Origin of the sequence: Pseudoalteromonas sp. S3785 (assembly GCF_005887365.1) — a bacterium.
In the GTDB taxonomy this organism is placed as follows: domain Bacteria; phylum Pseudomonadota; class Gammaproteobacteria; order Enterobacterales; family Alteromonadaceae; genus Pseudoalteromonas.
Genome location: NZ_PNCT01000003.1, coordinates 42739 through 59003, shown reverse-complemented (window position 1 = coordinate 59003; position 16265 = coordinate 42739). Strand labels below are relative to the sequence as shown.

The following is a 16265-nucleotide window of genomic DNA, read 5'->3' as shown; positions in this document are numbered from 1 at the left end:
GGCTCCCTTGCCTATTTAGGTTGTCTTTGGCAACTCAGAACTATGCTTACACCACAGCGCATTAACCGTCTGCGCTTGTAAAACCTTTGCTTAAAAAAGTTTACCGTTTGTGTTGGTATCAAACTTTGCAAATGTGCCAGAAAATACCAGCACTATTGCAAGCAAAGTTGGGTATCGCTTTTACATATCGATTCCTTCGCTATGCGTTTATAATAAAATGCCCTGTGTATTACACTGTCCTTGTTATTCTTTATGGTAAGCTCCCTTGCTTACTTAGGTTGTCTTTGGCAACTCAGAATTAACGTGTCACTGGGCGTTAACTACTCAAAGCACTCACTTATGCTTTGTCGAACTCACTCTTAGATAGCTCGTTGTTTTTGTCAGTATCAAGTTTTGTAAACTGACTCATTAATTCAGCATCAGCAGATGCTTCTAACGGGCTTAATGTGCCACTGCCATCTTTATCGAGTGTGTCAAAATCTGTTACTGCAAAAGCCGCTGATGAAGAGGCTAAAGCCATTAATACCAATGTTGATTGTGCCTTTTTCATAATGAAATCCTTCATAGGGTTAGGGGAGTAGCCAATTGGCGTTACCCACGTTTGCTTAATACAGCTTAGCTATTACAACTTCAATGCCATCTTTTATTTTTAATTGATAAACAATGAGTTACATGAAAAGTGCATGTATAGATGAAGTTTCGAGAGGTGTTTTTGTTGCTTTTTTGCAACAGCCTGATGAGCCAATTAAAATAAACTTTTAAAATCAATAACTTATTATTTATAAAAAAGCCACACGTGAGCTAAAAGCTAACTAAAAACATAATGTGGGGAAGTTTAAGAATAAACTAGAGCTGAACAGCTTAATTAAAACAATTAAACGCTATAAAACCTAAATTATAAACAATTGAAATATAAGAATATTTACGAAATATTTGGCGTTTATTTTCTAAAAGCACGGCAAGCCTGTAAAAAACAGGCATTTGTTGCCAAATGGCGAATTTAGTAAAAGGCAGGGATTAAAAAGGGAGCGCATTGCATTTAGTTGGGCATAACAAATTGGCGTTTTTTAAAGTATAAAAACAATTTAACTACTTCCAGCCTTGACGCCATTTTTGTGTGTCTTTTAAATCTCGCCAGCGTATTGAGTACTGATTTTTAGAAAACACCGACTCGGTAATACATTCGATTACATTACCTTCTTCATCGTATTCTACTTCTACAATTATAAAGTGTTTTTCTTTATTAATAGCTGGGGTAGCAGTCCACTTACTGTTTAGTAATTTTTTAGGGTTTAAGTTATTCATTAAATAATCTAGTGTGTTTAAATAACACTAATACGACATAACCCGTTGTTTAGCTCAACATAAAGTTAGACCGTATTAATGTTACTTCATCAACTCACTGGTTACTCAGCGATTAACTTACCTTTATACATTTTCATTTGGCAATGAAAGTCGTACTCACCTGCTTCAAGTGCAGGCAAAGTGATTCTATTCTCTCCCATTGCAAGGCTTTCACTTACATCAAGCTGCGGGAACACCATAGTTTCGGCGCACGGTGCACTGTCTTTTCTATCAAATGTAAGTGTTACTTTTTTATTGGCCGCCACCTTTATATGACTTGGTTGATAAACGCCGTTATCTACCACTATGGTTTGCGTATTGTCATTACTGTGTATTTGCTTTGGCTTATAAAGCCAAAACCAATAAATAATGGCCACAATTAATACTGCACCCAGTAAATTTATGATTAACATTATCGACTCCTTAGCGCTTATTGGGTTTATAAAAACGTAAGCGATTAGCATTGGTGACGACAGTCAGTGATGAAAGCGCCATAGCTGCGCCCGCTACTACAGGATTTAGTAGCACACCAATAAAGGGATACAACACACCGGCAGCAATAGGAATGCCCGCAACGTTATAAATAAAGGCACCAAACAAGTTTTGTTTAATGTTTTTAATTGTTGCGCTGCTAATGGCAATAGCATCAGCAAGGCCATGCAGCGAGCCACGCATTAAGGTAATATCGGCGCTTTCTATGGCTACATCGGTACCTGTACCAATCGCAAAACCGACATCTGCCTTAGCAAGCGCGGGGGCATCATTGATCCCATCACCCGTCATACCTACAATTTCGCCTTGCTGCTGGCGTTTAGTGACTTCATTTACTTTATCCTCTGGTAACACTTCTGCGATAAAATCATCAATACCGACTTTTTTAGCCACAGCGTGTGCGGTCGCTTTATTATCGCCAGTGAGCATTACTAGATGAATACCTTCATTTTGCAGGCGCTTAATTGCCTGTACTGAGTCTTCTTTTAGCGGGTCCGCCACCGCAATTAAGGCCATAAGTTGGTTATTACAGGCAAAGTACATCGGCGTTTTAGCTTCTTTTGCAAAGGTGTGTGCTTGCTCAGCGGCCTCATCAACAGCAATCTCGTATTTATCCATAAGCGCTTTATTACCAAATAACAAAGTCTGCTCATTCACCTTACCGCTTACACCTTTGCCAGTAATGGCGTCAAAGTCAGTCGCTTTACTCAAGGTGACGTTTTGTTTTTTAGCGTGCTGCATAATAGCCTCTGCCAGAGGGTGCTCAGAGCTACTTTCGAGGCTTGCAACTAATTGCATTACGTTATTTTCATCTGCGTTATTAAACGTTACAACATCTGTTACTTGGGGTGCACCTTGGGTAATGGTGCCGGTTTTATCTAAAATCATGGTAGTAATTTTGGAGGTAGTTTGCAGTGACTCGCCATTGCGAATTAATATGCCAAACACGGCGGCTTTACCTATTCCCACCATTACCGACATAGGCGTTGCTAAACCCAGCGCACACGGGCATGCAATAATCAGCACGGTGGTTAACGCTACCACCGCATAAGCAATTGAAGGGGCTGGACCAAAATTTAGCCATGCAAGGGCTGCTAATATCGCAATTATCATTACTGTGGGCACAAATATGCCTGAAATAACATCGGCTAATCGCCCTATTGAAGGCTTAGAGTTTTGCGCACGTTTTACCATATTAATAATATTGGCAAGGGTTGTTTCTTGGCCTATATGTGTGGCTTCAAATAATAATGTGCCGCTTTTATTAATGCTGCCAGCAACTACTTTGTCGCCGGTTTGTTTACTCACAGGCATAGGCTCACCCGTGAGCATAGATTCATCTAATCTGCTGCTACCTTCGAGGACATCACCATCTACCGGGATTTTTTCGCCTGGGCGTACCCGTACATGGTCGCCCTTTTTCACATCACTAATGTCTATATCTTGCTCTTTGCCGTCGCGTATTACACGGGCTGTTTTTGCTTGTAAGCCAATTAAACGCTTAATAGCCTGCGAAGTACGTCCACGCGCTTTCACTTCAAAAGCCAGGCCTAAACTAATTAACCCAATTATCATTGAAGAAGCTTCAAAATAAACGTGCCTTGCAACCTCAGGTAGTAAGCTAGGCGCAAGTACAACACACATTGAATATAACCACGCAGTGCCCGTTCCGAGGGCAATAAGTGTATCCATGTTAGCACCATGATTTTTAAATGACTGCCACGCGTCTTTATAAAACTGCTTACCTGCTACAGCCATAACGACAAACGTGATAATACCGACCACACCCCAAGCTATGCGCTGGTTAGTGGTTGTCACGCTCATATCAAAAATAAGCCCATAAATCATAAGCGGCACGCCCACACCTAAAGCCAGCATCATGTTGCGCATTAGCTTTTTGTAATGTGCCTCGTCTGACTTGGCTTTTTCATCAAGCGCATCTTGCTCTGATGTGTTATCCATAGGTTTTGCGCCATAACCTATATTTTCAACGGCGCTAATTAATGTGCTTTGCTGCGCGCTGCCCTCTACGCGTACCGTGCGATCTGCAAAGTTCATTTCTACATTGTTTACGCCTTGCACACTATTAAGGGCTTTTTCTATTTTGGCTACGCAACTGCCACAATTAGCCCCTTCAATAATAAAGTTTTGCTCTGTTGTTTTATTGCTACTCATTGCACATCTCCGCTTTTTTCTTGCTCTGCAAGAGGGTCAACAAACGTTTCTATTAAGCTACACACATCACTTGCAACAGCGCCGTCTGCCGATGTTTCCCACTGCTTTAACGCCGCTTGCATACGCACTCGTAATTTAAGGGTTTCTTGAAACAAGGCTTCGGTTTCTTCTAAACGTTTTGCAATAATTTGCCGCGTAAGTGGGCATGGGCAATGCCCTTGTTCTGACTCACCAATGATATGCTGTATATCTTTAAGGGAAAATCCGAGCTTTCGGGCGCTTATAATAAACTGTAAACGTTGGCGGTCTGCTTTTGTATATTGTTGATAGCCGTTACTTTGGCTACGTATGGGCGTTAAAAGGCCTATTCGTGTGTAGTGACGAACTGTATCAGGCGTTACACCCATTAACGTCGCTAATTGCTTAACATACATAATTTAGCCCCCTTAGATTTTAGAGCTCAATTTTAAACCTATGTGTGACACACAGGTCAATAGAGGGGCCACATTAAAATATAATTAAAAAATTACTGGAGCTGATAAAATAAAAGCGCGCTAATGAGCGCGCTTAAGAGAAAGGGGGATTAATTTTCTTGTTGGCGAGAGGCTTTTAGCTCTTCACTTAACTCACCGGCTATTTGCTGAATTTTTGGCATTGCACCTTGCACTAAGCTTTGCGACATTTGCATAGACTCTTGCATTACTACAGGCATTTTTTGAAGAATTTTTTGCCCTGTTTCAGTTTTATAAAACGCCAGCATGTCGGCAATTTCTTGCTCGTTAAAATGTTTGTCGTAAACGTTAACCATCATCGGCTGCATTTTTTTCCAGCTCATTTCAGTTTTAAGTACATTGGTCATATCTGCATAGTATTTATCAAAAATAGCTTGCTCAGAGGGCTTAACACCCATTTGTGCAGACATATTTTTCATCATGCCTTCTACTTGCCCGTACATTGAGTCAACCATAGCATCCATGTTCATCACGTTTATCAGCTCATCTATTTTTTGCTGCTTAGTGGCCTCGTCAGCCAATACGCTGCCAGAAAATATAAGTAACGAAAGTAATAGTGCCTTAGCCATTGTCATATCCTTAAACATAAAAAGTAAGACCATACTCACATGATTTATATCAATCCGCAATAATACTTAATCATTTTCGGGGCGAAACGTGTTGCTGCCTAGATTAAAAAATCTTATTTAGAACAACTAAATAGAGAGTTTTTGCCTAGTTATCAATGCGCTTTTCCAACCTCAGAGCAAATCACTTAAAGCTAATGAGTAAAAAATAGTTCGTAAATGCGCATGCCCATACTAAAAAGACCAAATAAAACATGTTTATTTGGCCTTTTTATGAATGTCCTAGGGCTAATCTTCTTCTACGTTATCGAGCCCTTTTGTACCTTCTTTAGCTTTAAGCTTATGATGAATTGCTGACTTTATTAACATATACCCACTAATCGGGGCGGTAATCAATAAAAACACGGTAATCAATATCTCTTTAACACTAAAGCCGTGCCCTGAATTCGCAAAAAACACCATTGCTGCAATAAGTATACTTGCCATGCCTAAGGTTGTTGCTTTAGTTGGTCCATGCAATCGCATGTAAAAGTCAGGCAATTTAATCAAGCCTAATGAACCAATTAAAATAAACAGCCCACCAAACAATAACAATATGGATACAACCCATTCGCTTATCATTTTAAAATCCTATTCAATTATGTCGCCACGCAGTAAATACTTACACACAGCAACTGTACTAATAAAACCAAGCATAGCTATTAGCAATGCGGCTTCAAAATACAGGCCTGTGCCCATGCTAATACTGTATAAAATAATTAATGCAATGACGTTTATATACATAGTGTCCAGCGCCAAAATACGGTCTGGCACCGATGGGCCTATAATAAGTCGCCATAAATTCAGTAATAGCGATAAGCCAATCATAGAAAAAACAATGAGTAATACAGTATCTAGCATTGAAAAATCTCCTTTAGGGGAGCTTCGTAGCGTTGTTTAATTTGTTTAATAAGTGCCTCTTCGTCTTTTAAATCGAGTACATGTATAAGTAAATAACGCTGTGTGGGCGTTTCACCTTCGTTAAGCGATTCTGGGATAGGGTACACTTCGGCACTTACTGTACCCGGTGTGAGTGATACACAACTGGCAAGAATCGTAATTGGCATATCATGGCTCAAATCTATAGGGACTTTTACAAAAGCAGGGCGTAATTTTTTAGCCGGACCCACTATTAACAAGGCCACCTGTAAATTAGCGACTACTATATCGTAAAGAACAATAAGTAGTTGTTTTAAAGCCAACCCCGGTTTTAGTATTAGCGGTTGTGGATCACGTAATGAAAAACTCAATAAGGGTATAAATATCGCTAAAAACGTTGCTAATACCAAGTGCCCTGGCGATACACTATTATTGAGTAGCAACCAGATCACAAATAAAAAGAAACTACGAAACGGCGTTGGCAACCAACGATAACGGGCTTGTAATCTCATTACTTCCCTCCTCTCATTACGGCATTAATACCACCATTAATGTCATGCAGTTGCGTAGCAGCACTGAGCATATAATCGCTGATAGGACCACCAAAAATAACTAACAATGGAGAACATGCCAATAACCCAACAATTATTAAAATTTGTAATGGGTGGGCATTAACGCCATCAGTACTCTCGCCCTTCTTTGCTTTTCGCTCCCAAAACAAACTGGTGCCAGCACGCGAAAGTGCAACTAATAAAACAAAGCTAGTAATTAAATAAACAGGCCAAAATAGTAAGGCTTGCTCGCTATTCAAGGTTGTTTTGAGGATCCAAACTTTTCCAACAAACCCCGATAGCGGTGGCATTCCTACAACGGTTAATACAGCAATTACAAAGCACGCCCCTAACAAATAGGGTTGGCTTACAGCGCGGCCAGCAACAAGTCTATCCCCTACTTTCCCTCTTTGTGTGGCAATTAAATCAGCTAATAAAAACAGTGCGGCACTGACTAAAGTAGAATGTACTAAATAATAAAGCAGTGCAGCTGTTGCTGTGACGTTTTGCAAGGCAATTAGAGCAACTAATGTGCCCACTGATACAACTACTAGGTTTGCCGTTAACTTGCGTAAATCTTGTGCTGCCATTACGCCAATTCCACCGACCACTATGGTGGCAATAGCTAAGCCCCATAACCAAGTTTGCGCCATATGCTCAAGCTCGCCGGCTTGTTCACCAAATATAACGGTATAAACGCGCAACATCGCGTATACGCCTACTTTGGTCATAATCGCAAACAACGCAGCAACGACAGGTTTTGCACTTGCATAGGTATTAGGTAACCATAAATGCAAAGGTAATAGCGCACCTTTTAAAGCAAATACAACTAACAATAGCAAGCCACCCGCTTTGGCTAAGTAAACATCGTCCCCTGTTAGCAGCGATACTTTTTGAGCCATATCGGCAATGTTTAATGTACCCAGTACGCCGTATAAAATACCCAACCCAATTAAAAATACGCTCGAGCCAACTAAGTTTAATATTACATATTGAAGTGCGGCGCGCGTATTTTGCTTATCACCTGCGTGCATAAGTAATGAGTATGAGGCAATAAGAAGTACTTCAAAAAATACAAATACATTAAACAGATCGCCTGTTAAAAATGCGCCATTTACACCTAATATTAAAAAGTGCACTAAAGGGTGAAAGAAATTACCTTTAGCATCATCACCTGCACAGCCATATAAAATGACTCCCATTCCTAAAAAGGATGTAAGTGCAACCAATAAAGTAGAAAGCATATCGGCAACAAGTACTATGCCAAAAGGCGCTGACCAATTACCAATTGCGTATACATTGATACCACTGTTATACACATGGATTAGCAGCATTGCACTGGCGATAAACGTGACCACCGCCATGATTGATGAGGCAATACGACGAATACGTAAGCTTTTACCACATGGCGGCAAAAGCAATATGACTGCTGCCAGCATAGGTAACAGAATAGGCAAAGAGCTTAAATGTTGAATCATTTTTGCTCCTTGCTATCGGCCGTGCTTTTTATTATTTGCCCATCAACATGATCGCTACCCAAATCGGCTCTACCACGTATTGCTAAAATAACTACAAATGCAGTCATAGCAAAACCGATCACAATGGCGGTTAGCACTAAAGCTTGAGGCAATGGGTCTGCATAATCAGTACCTGTTCCAAGCACGACTGCTTTATTAATGGTTAAACGACCTGCAGAAAATAAAAATAAATTCACTGCATATGAAATCATAGTAAGTCCTAGCACCACTGGGAACGTACGCGCCCTAAGTAGTAAGTAAACACCACAACTCACTAACACTCCAACGCAAGATGCGTACAATAGCTCCATTAAATATTTACCTCTTTTTTCTGGGTATCTGCTGTCATGTTGCCAAGGCTTGCTAATATCATTAATGTAGCTCCAACTACTGTTAAGTATACGCCCAAATCAAACACAATCGCACTTGCAAGCTCTGTTTTGCCAATAAATGGAATATCAAAATAATCAAACCACGTTGTTAAAAATGGCCTATCGAAGAACCAGCTGCCTACACCAGTAAACAAGGCAATACCAATACCCGAAGCGATGATTTTGCGATAGTTAACTGCAAAGCGCTCACTTATCCAAGCTGACCCATGAGCCATGTACTGCAATATAAAGGCAATCGACGTTACTAAACCTGCAATAAAGCCACCGCCAGGTAAGTTATGGCCACGTAAGAAAATATAAGCCGATACTAATAATGCAAGCGGTAATAAACTATGCGAAATACTGGCAAGTAGTATAGGGTGGCGTTCACGCGCCCAAGGTCGCCCTTCACCATCACTTGCAGGCATAAACAGAGGAATACGCGACAGTACTTTAAATATACCTAATGCTGCAATACCTAACACCGTGATCTCACCCAAGGTATCAAAGCCCCTAAAATCGACCAAAATAACGTTTACTACATTCGTACCGCCACCGCCTGTTTTAGCATTAGCGATAAAGAAATCAGATATTGATTCAAGCGGTCGTGTAAGAAGTGCGTAGCAAATACTTGCAACAACTACACCTAATGTTGATGCAATGCCTAAATCTCGTAATACCCTAAGTGAACTAGACTCTTTAGGTGTATGCTGAGGTAGGAAAAACAATGCTAGCATTAGTAAAATTACGGTGGCTACTTCAACGGTAAGTTGCGTAAGCGCTAAATCAGGGGCAGAAAAACGAGTGAACGCAACTGACACCATAAGCCCCACAATAGAAATCATTAATAAAGCAACTACACGAGAACGATGCCAAATAACCGTAGCCAATGCGCCAATAATTAATAACCCAGCGCCAATAGCATTGTGCACATCGACAGGGATACTCGCCATACTGCCGGCTAACTGTTGCATTTCAAACAATGGCCACCCCGCACACAATAGCACCACCGCCAGCATTACAAAAACGTAGCGCTGCAATGAGCCGTTTTCGATGCTACTTACTCTGTTTTGAGACCAAGTAATAGCCCTAAGGACAATTACCTCGAACGTTTTTTTAGCATTAAGGGGTGGTAACGAGGCTTGAAATTGAAATAAGTATTTGCGGTTAATATAAATAAATAAACCGCCCACCACAGCCATGGCACTCATCAATAAAGGAAGGTTAAAGCCATGCCAAATAGCCAGTTCGTACTCTGGAACTTGTTGACCAAGGACAGCCAATGATGCGGCATGTAAAATTCCATCAACAGAGAAATGTGGAAACATACCTACAAGCACACACAGCACAACCAGCACTTCAATTGGCAATCGCATATAACGTGGAGCTTCATGTGGTTGGCGTGGTAAATCTATGGGGTCGCCGTTAAAAAATACATCATGGATAAAGCGGGAGGAGTACGCCACAGAGAGCGCCCCTGCAATGGTCGCTAAAACCGGGATTAACCACGACATAGAGCCCAACACTTGTTGATGTAAGGTTTCGGCAAAAAACATTTCTTTAGATAAAAAACCGTTGAGCAATGGCACACCCGCCATTGAGGCTGCTGCGACCATTGCGAGTGTCGCCGTGTAAGGTAAATACCGCCACATACCGTTGAGCTTACGCATATCACGCGTACCCGTTTCGTGATCGATTATACCCGTTGCCATAAATAATGAGGCTTTAAAAGTGGCGTGATTAATAATATGGAATATCGCCGCTACAGTAGAGAGCTCAGTATCAAGGCCCAGTAACAACGTAATTAAACCTAAATGGCTAATAGTTGAGTATGCTAACAGGCCCTTTAAATCGTGTTTGAACAACGCGATATAAGCACCAAACAAAAGCGTTGCTAAACCAGTCAAACCCACCAGTAAAAACCATGTGTCTGTGCCTGAAAGCACAGGATGAAAACGCGCTAATAAAAATATACCTGCTTTTACCATCGTCGCAGAATGCAAATACGCGCTTACTGGGGTTGGGGCTGCCATAGCGTGAGGAAGCCAAAAATGAAATGGAAACTGTGCCGATTTAGTAAATGCGCCTAGCAAAACTAATACAAGTGCAGTTTCGTATAAGTCATGAGATTGCACAATTGCCTTGCTAGCTAAAATTACATCCAGGTCGTAACTACCAACAATATCGGCCACTAACATTAAACCTGCCAGCAATGCTAAACCACCGGCACCGGTAACAGCTAGTGCCATACGCGCGCCCTTTCGCGCTTCTGTTTTATGCCACCAATAGCTAATTAATAAAAATGAGCTAATGCTGGTTAATTCCCAAAACAGCCAAAGTTGAATAACATTGTTAGACATAACAATGCCTAGCATGGCGGTCATGAACAACAATAAGTAACTATACAGCTTAGCTAAGGAGTCGTTTTTACTCAGATAGTAACGTGCGTAGGTAATGACCAGTATGCCTATGCCCAAAATCATAAACATAAACAGTAGACTCAAGCCATCAAGACGAAATGATAAATCCAGCCCAAGTGCGGGGATCCACGTTACAGCATAACGAATTGTTTCACCTGCTAAAATAGCGGGAGTGTGGTATAGCGTAATACCTAAAGCTGTTAAAGGCGCAAGCACAGTCACAGCTGCAGCTTGCGTACGGGATAGTTTGCCGGTGCATGAAGAAATAACACTGCCAATTAAGGATAACAAAGGTATCCAGAGCAAAGTCATAATGTAGGGCCTTTTATAATCATAAGTTTATCCTTACGTTTTATACATCACGAAAAGATGCTTTTACTGTCTGTTTTTAAACGACATTAATACGTACAGTTATACTTATAAACAGCCATTTTGTCTATAGATAGCAAGCCTATTCGATTTAATTTTAATCAAGGGTTAAGGTTTCTTGTTGTTGTATTTGTTTCTGCCACAACGCCCTGTACCTCTTTGATAAACCTAGTTGTTGATACTGCATAATAGACCAATCCTTACTAGGCTTATATGCTACGCCCCCTTGCTGGCAGCTCTCACTTTTGTGCCAACCTGTGGGAGGCGGCTCGCCCTGTGAAATATATAAATTAGGCGCAACATAGCCTTGCTTTGAACAAAGCCACTTTTGTTTGCTCTGCGGGAGCGTATATTCATCTTCAAAACCGCTAAAATGCATAAGCTCGTGTAAAAAAACATGATAGTTAGCGCTGGTACTTAGCTGCATTTGTTTGCCCATAACATTAGCCGTACCGTTTTTACTCATTATCACACTGTAGTCAAACTCTTTTGCAACCTTAGCTTTCAAAGCTTTATTTTTCCATTTACAGTTGGCCATAGAAAGTGTGTTTTTACACTCCAATGCGCCAGCGGCGTAAACCGGTTCGCTAAAACAAAACACCCCTTTTCGCGGTTCGGGTACTTTATTAAACTGTTTAGTGAAGCTTTGTAATTTATAAAGCCCTTCGCGATGAACACCTATCATAACGACATTGTAGATACAGGAGCTATTACTAGCCGGTAAGGTATTTAAAGCCGTGAACCCAAGATCTTTTAAAAAAGCGTTTGGGATACGTTTGTAATGATTTGAAGTATGAAGTGCTAAGTGGTTATACGCATTCCCTTTGGGCAATAACTCTTGCTGCTTTAATAATAATAAATCGTCCCAGCGCGATCCTGCCAAGAGAAGATTAGCTAAATCCTGTCGCTGAGCGTGGGTAATGTCAGTTATACTTTGTAGCCAAAATAACTTAGCTTGCTCGTTTTTATTTGTTTTTATCAGCTTTAAAGAATAATTGTATTGGGCTGATGAGATGTTTTCACGTGCTAAAAAGCCCAAGGTTAATCTGGGAAGATGCGCGATATTATTTGAAAAGTAGCGAGGAAATTGCCAATAGCTTTGCAGCGGATTAGCCTTCGTATTTAGTACATGCCAAAAACCAATACTGCTTAAATGGTTGCTAGAGCCCGCAATAAGCAGGCTAAATAGCAAACCACTTAAATAACACAGGTATTTAACTAGCGTCTGCACCAGCCATAAGCTCAAGCTCTAAACGCGCATATTTATATTCAATAAACTCATGCACATTAGTGGATAATGCCAATCTAAAGTAATCCGCAGCTAAGTACTGCTCGCCTGCTGCTTGGTGCATTTTGGCTAAATAAAAATACGCCTCGCACAAACGCTGTGCGTATTCTTGCTCAGATTTAACACCTTCGCTAATACCCGATAAAAACGTATGCTCACTCATATCGCCAGTATAAAGCGAAATTAACTGATACGCCCACTGCGATTCATCAAGTGCTGCGGCATTTGTTTTAAGAGCGGCTAATGCTTGTTGCTTATCCTCTTGCGACTGTGCAAGGTAAAGCCATAACACTCGGTAAGGATCGTTTGGTGAACGCGCTAAAAACTCATCAAAATCACTTTGTGCCAAGTTTGCTCTTTCACCATAATACAGTGCAATACCACGGTTTAAATAAGCGTATTCATGCTCTTCATTAAGCTCAAGGGCTGAGTCAAAAAACTCATACGCTTTTTCGTATTGCTGCATTAAAGTATGCTGAATACCTAAAAAGTTATACACCTCAGCTAAATCAGGCTTTAGTTTTATAGCGCGGTTAAAATCAATGCGCGATAACGTGGTCATTCCTAGGCTATCAAATAATACCCCACGGTCATAATAAAGCTTAGCTTGTTGCTCGGTACTTAAATCGGCTCTATTTAATAGCTCAGAGTAACGTGCAATCGCAATTTCGCTTCTAAAGTCGGATGCAAGGGGTGCAGTAAAAGGCACATTAACAATCGGCGTAGGTTTTGATTCAGTCGTGGTTTGGCAAGCGCTTAAAGACAAAATAGCAAAAGATGCCAAAGCTAAGTGTTTGAGTATCATTAAAATCCTTAATACCAAGATATATCGCAATAAAAATAAGACAGACCTTGTCTAATAAGGTTTCATTAAAGCATAAAAAAAGAGGCTAAACAGCCCCTTTTTTATTATCCCGCGTATATTAACGGGTTAAAGTTTAGCAATTATGCGTCTTTTGACTCATCAGCTGCAGGTGCTGCTGATTCCATTGCTTCTTTAATGCTTAGACGTACACGGCCTTGGCGGTCTACTTCTAATACTTTAACTTTAACTTCTTGACCTTCACTTAAGTGGTCAGTTACGTTGTTAACACGCTCTGTGCTGATTTGAGAAATGTGCACAAGGCCATCTTTACCAGGAAGAATGTTTACAAACGCACCAAAGTCAACAATACGTACCACTTTACCAGTGTAGATAGTACCTACTTCTAGTTCTGCTGTTAATTGCTCAATACGTGTAATTGCGTTTTGCGCGCTTTCACCGTCTGTTGCAGCAATCTTAATTGTACCGTCATCTTCAATTTCAATTGTTGTGCCTGTCTCTTCGGTAAGTTGACGAATTGTAGCGCCACCTTTACCAATTACTTCAGCAATCTTCTTAGCAGGAATTTGCATAGTGTAGATGCGAGGAGCAAACATTGATAATTCTTCAGAAGGAGCAGAAATCGCTTCATCCATTACACCTAAAATATGTAAACGTGCCGCTTTAGCTTGTTTAAGCGCAATTTGCATGATTTCTTGTGTGATGCCTTCAATCTTGATATCCATTTGTAGTGCAGTGATACCGTTAGTAGTACCTGCAACTTTAAAGTCCATGTCACCTAAGTGATCTTCATCACCTAAGATATCTGAAAGAACAACAAACTTCTCATCTTCTTTCACTAGACCCATCGCGATACCCGCTACAGATGCTTTAATTGGTACACCCGCGTTCATAAGTGCTAATGACGTACCACAAACAGATGCCATTGAAGACGAACCGTTAGATTCAGTGATTTCAGATACAACACGAATTGAGTAAGGGAACTCAGTAAGTGTAGGCATTACAGCTTGAATACCACGCTTAGCTAGGTTACCGTGACCAATTTCACGACGCTTAGGAGAGCCTACAAAACCAGTTTCACCTACACAGAATGGAGGGAAGTTGTAGTTAAGCATAAAGTGGTTTTTATGAGTACCCGTTAAATCATCGATTAACTGCGAATCACGTTCTGTACCCAGTGTAGCAGTAACAAGCGCTTGTGTTTCACCACGAGTAAAGATTGCAGAACCGTGAGTACGTGGTAATACACCCGTCATTACGTCTAGTGCACGGATCATGTCTGGTTCACGACCATCGATACGTTTTTCACCTGCAGTGATGCGGCCACGTACAATTTTCTTCTCAAGTGAACCGAATACTTTACCTACTTCTTGCTTATCAAGCGTTTCATCTTCAGCAAGCTCGCTTGTAAGCGCTTCAATTACTGCGTCTTTTGCTGCAGTTAATGCTTCTTTACGCGCTACTTTATCAGTAATACGGTAAGCTTCACCTACTTTTTCAGAAGCAAGTTCAGCTACTTTTTCTTCAAGCGATACGTTTTTCTCAGGTGCAGTCCAATCCCATGTAGGTTTACCTGCTTCTGCTTTAAATTCGTTTATTGCATTGATGATAGCTTGAGATTGCTCATGGCCGTATACAACCGCACCTAGCATTACATCTTCAGCAAGTACATCAGCTTCAGACTCAACCATTAGTACTGCGTTATCAGTACCTGCAACAACTAAATCAAGTTGGCTTTCTTCAAGCTCTTTTAATGTCGGGTTAAGTACGTATTCACCGTTGATGTAACCAACGCGTGATGCACCAATTGGTCCGTTAAAAGGGATACCAGAGATAGCAAGTGCTGCTGATGTACCAATCATCGCAACCATATCTGGTTGGATTTCAGGGTTTACAGATACAACGGTTGCAATAACTTGTACTTCGTTTACGAAACCATTTGGGAAAAGTGGACGAATTGGACGGTCAATAAGACGTGCAATAAGTGTTTCGCCATCGTTAGGACGACCTTCACGCTTTAAGAAACCGCCAGGGATACGGCCGGCAGCGTACATACGCTCTTGGTAGTTAACTGTTAATGGGAAAAAATCTTGACCAGGTTGAGCTTCACGCTTACCAACTACAGTAACTAATACTGATGTATCGCCAATACTTGCTAATACTGCACCGTCAGCTTGACGTGCGATTGCACCTGTTTCTAGGGTAACTGTGTGTTGGCCTAGTTGAAATTCTTTAATAATTGCTTGCACTTAAAATATTCCTTAAATGTTTTTATATTTCAATAATAAGTGTCATTAAAAGGGCCAATTACAGTACATAATTGTATTCAGTTGGAAATCAATTAAGTACTACAATTGGCAAAATTTTTAATGACTGCAGATAACCTATTTATCTACGCGCATAGTATATACCAAAGCGACCTAAAATTGCGAGCCTACCCAAAGATAAAACACAATCGCTTTTGCCTAATCGTTTATTGATTTTTACTTATATTTTAAGAAGGTGTATTGGTAGGTTAAAAATTTAGGCACAAAAAAAGGAGCTATAAAGCTCCTTTTCTCGTAATCTAGTTCTTAGCGACGTAGGCCAAGCTCTTGGATTAGTGCAGTATAACGCGAGATATCTTTACCTTTAAGGTAATCAAGCAATTTACGGCGAGTACTTACTTTACGAAGCAGACCACGACGTGAGTGGAAGTCATGCTTGTGGTCAGCAAAATGACCTTGAAGCTTGTTGATATCAAAAGTAAGTAAAGCTACTTGTACTTCAGGTGAACCAGTGTCGCCTTCAGCACGTGCAAATTTAGCAATGATATCGATTTTTTCTTGATTGCTTAGTGACATAATAACTCCAAAAGTTAAATTTAATAGGTGCTTTAGCCGATCACTAATTCAGCCAAAACGATTGAGCGGGCGTATT

16 protein-coding genes are annotated in these 16265 nt (G+C 40.7%); all 16 read right to left on the bottom strand.

All coding sequences use genetic code 11. The annotated features are described in order from the left end of the window. Positions 1–337: 337 nt before the first annotated feature. Positions 338–550, bottom strand: a complete 213-nt coding sequence (locus CWC17_RS00750; protein WP_004585903.1) for an EF-hand domain-containing protein — start codon at positions 548–550, stop codon at positions 338–340. Between the two features lie 539 nt (positions 551–1089). Next, positions 1090–1305 (bottom strand): TIGR02450 family Trp-rich protein, encoded by a 216-nt coding sequence (locus tag CWC17_RS00745; protein WP_024033778.1) that lies wholly within the window; start codon positions 1303–1305, stop codon positions 1090–1092. 101 nt (positions 1306–1406) lie between these two features. Next, positions 1407–1757, bottom strand: coding sequence for a cupredoxin domain-containing protein (locus tag CWC17_RS00740; RefSeq protein WP_138611821.1), 351 nt, complete (start codon positions 1755–1757; stop codon positions 1407–1409). 10 nt (positions 1758–1767) lie between these two features. Next, the gene (locus CWC17_RS00735) at positions 1768–4011 is read right to left on the bottom strand and encodes a heavy metal translocating P-type ATPase (RefSeq protein WP_138611820.1); all 2244 of its coding nucleotides are present in this window, start codon (positions 4009–4011) and stop codon (positions 1768–1770) included. Further along, positions 4008–4445, bottom strand: coding sequence for a MerR family transcriptional regulator (locus CWC17_RS00730; RefSeq protein ID WP_138611819.1), 438 nt, complete (start codon positions 4443–4445; stop codon positions 4008–4010). Before CWC17_RS00730 ends, CWC17_RS00735 begins: the two co-directional genes overlap by 4 nt. Positions 4446–4594: 149 nt before the next feature. After that, a complete protein-coding gene (locus CWC17_RS00725; protein WP_138611818.1) occupies positions 4595–5092 on the bottom strand; it encodes a DUF2059 domain-containing protein in 498 nt (165 codons plus the stop codon). Between the two features lie 285 nt (positions 5093–5377). Further along, positions 5378–5710, bottom strand: a complete 333-nt coding sequence (locus CWC17_RS00720) for a Na+/H+ antiporter subunit G (protein WP_138541702.1) — start codon at positions 5708–5710, stop codon at positions 5378–5380. Positions 5711–5719: 9 nt separating this feature from the next. Then, positions 5720–5989, bottom strand: coding sequence for a K+/H+ antiporter subunit F (locus CWC17_RS00715; RefSeq protein ID WP_013464545.1), 270 nt, complete (start codon positions 5987–5989; stop codon positions 5720–5722). After that, a complete protein-coding gene (locus tag CWC17_RS00710) occupies positions 5983–6519 on the bottom strand; it encodes a Na+/H+ antiporter subunit E (RefSeq protein ID WP_055013981.1) in 537 nt (178 codons plus the stop codon). Before CWC17_RS00710 ends, CWC17_RS00715 begins: the two co-directional genes overlap by 7 nt. Beyond that, positions 6519–8036: a monovalent cation/H+ antiporter subunit D gene (locus CWC17_RS00705; RefSeq protein ID WP_138541703.1), complete on the bottom strand. Its 1518-nt coding sequence runs from the start codon at positions 8034–8036 to the stop codon at positions 6519–6521. The genes CWC17_RS00710 and CWC17_RS00705 overlap by 1 nt, the downstream gene beginning before the upstream one ends. Further along, positions 8033–8386 (bottom strand): Na+/H+ antiporter subunit C, encoded by a 354-nt coding sequence (locus CWC17_RS00700; protein ID WP_055013983.1) that lies wholly within the window; start codon positions 8384–8386, stop codon positions 8033–8035. The genes CWC17_RS00705 and CWC17_RS00700 overlap by 4 nt, the downstream gene beginning before the upstream one ends. After that, the gene (locus CWC17_RS00695) at positions 8386–11178 is read right to left on the bottom strand and encodes a monovalent cation/H+ antiporter subunit A (protein ID WP_138541704.1); all 2793 of its coding nucleotides are present in this window, start codon (positions 11176–11178) and stop codon (positions 8386–8388) included. The genes CWC17_RS00700 and CWC17_RS00695 overlap by 1 nt, the downstream gene beginning before the upstream one ends. Positions 11179–11332: 154 nt before the next feature. Next, a complete protein-coding gene (locus CWC17_RS00690) occupies positions 11333–12466 on the bottom strand; it encodes a hypothetical protein (RefSeq protein ID WP_138611817.1) in 1134 nt (377 codons plus the stop codon). Beyond that, positions 12450–13328, bottom strand: a complete 879-nt coding sequence (gene nlpI / locus CWC17_RS00685) for a lipoprotein NlpI (RefSeq protein ID WP_055013986.1) — start codon at positions 13326–13328, stop codon at positions 12450–12452. The genes CWC17_RS00690 and nlpI overlap by 17 nt, the downstream gene beginning before the upstream one ends. A gap of 140 nt (positions 13329–13468) precedes the next feature. Beyond that, the gene (gene pnp, locus CWC17_RS00680) at positions 13469–15595 is read right to left on the bottom strand and encodes a polyribonucleotide nucleotidyltransferase (RefSeq protein WP_055017204.1); all 2127 of its coding nucleotides are present in this window, start codon (positions 15593–15595) and stop codon (positions 13469–13471) included. Positions 15596–15919: 324 nt separating this feature from the next. Further along, complete coding sequence (rpsO, locus tag CWC17_RS00675) at positions 15920–16189, bottom strand: 30S ribosomal protein S15 (RefSeq protein WP_004585888.1); 270 nt, start codon at positions 16187–16189, stop codon at positions 15920–15922. Positions 16190–16265 lie beyond the last annotated feature (76 nt).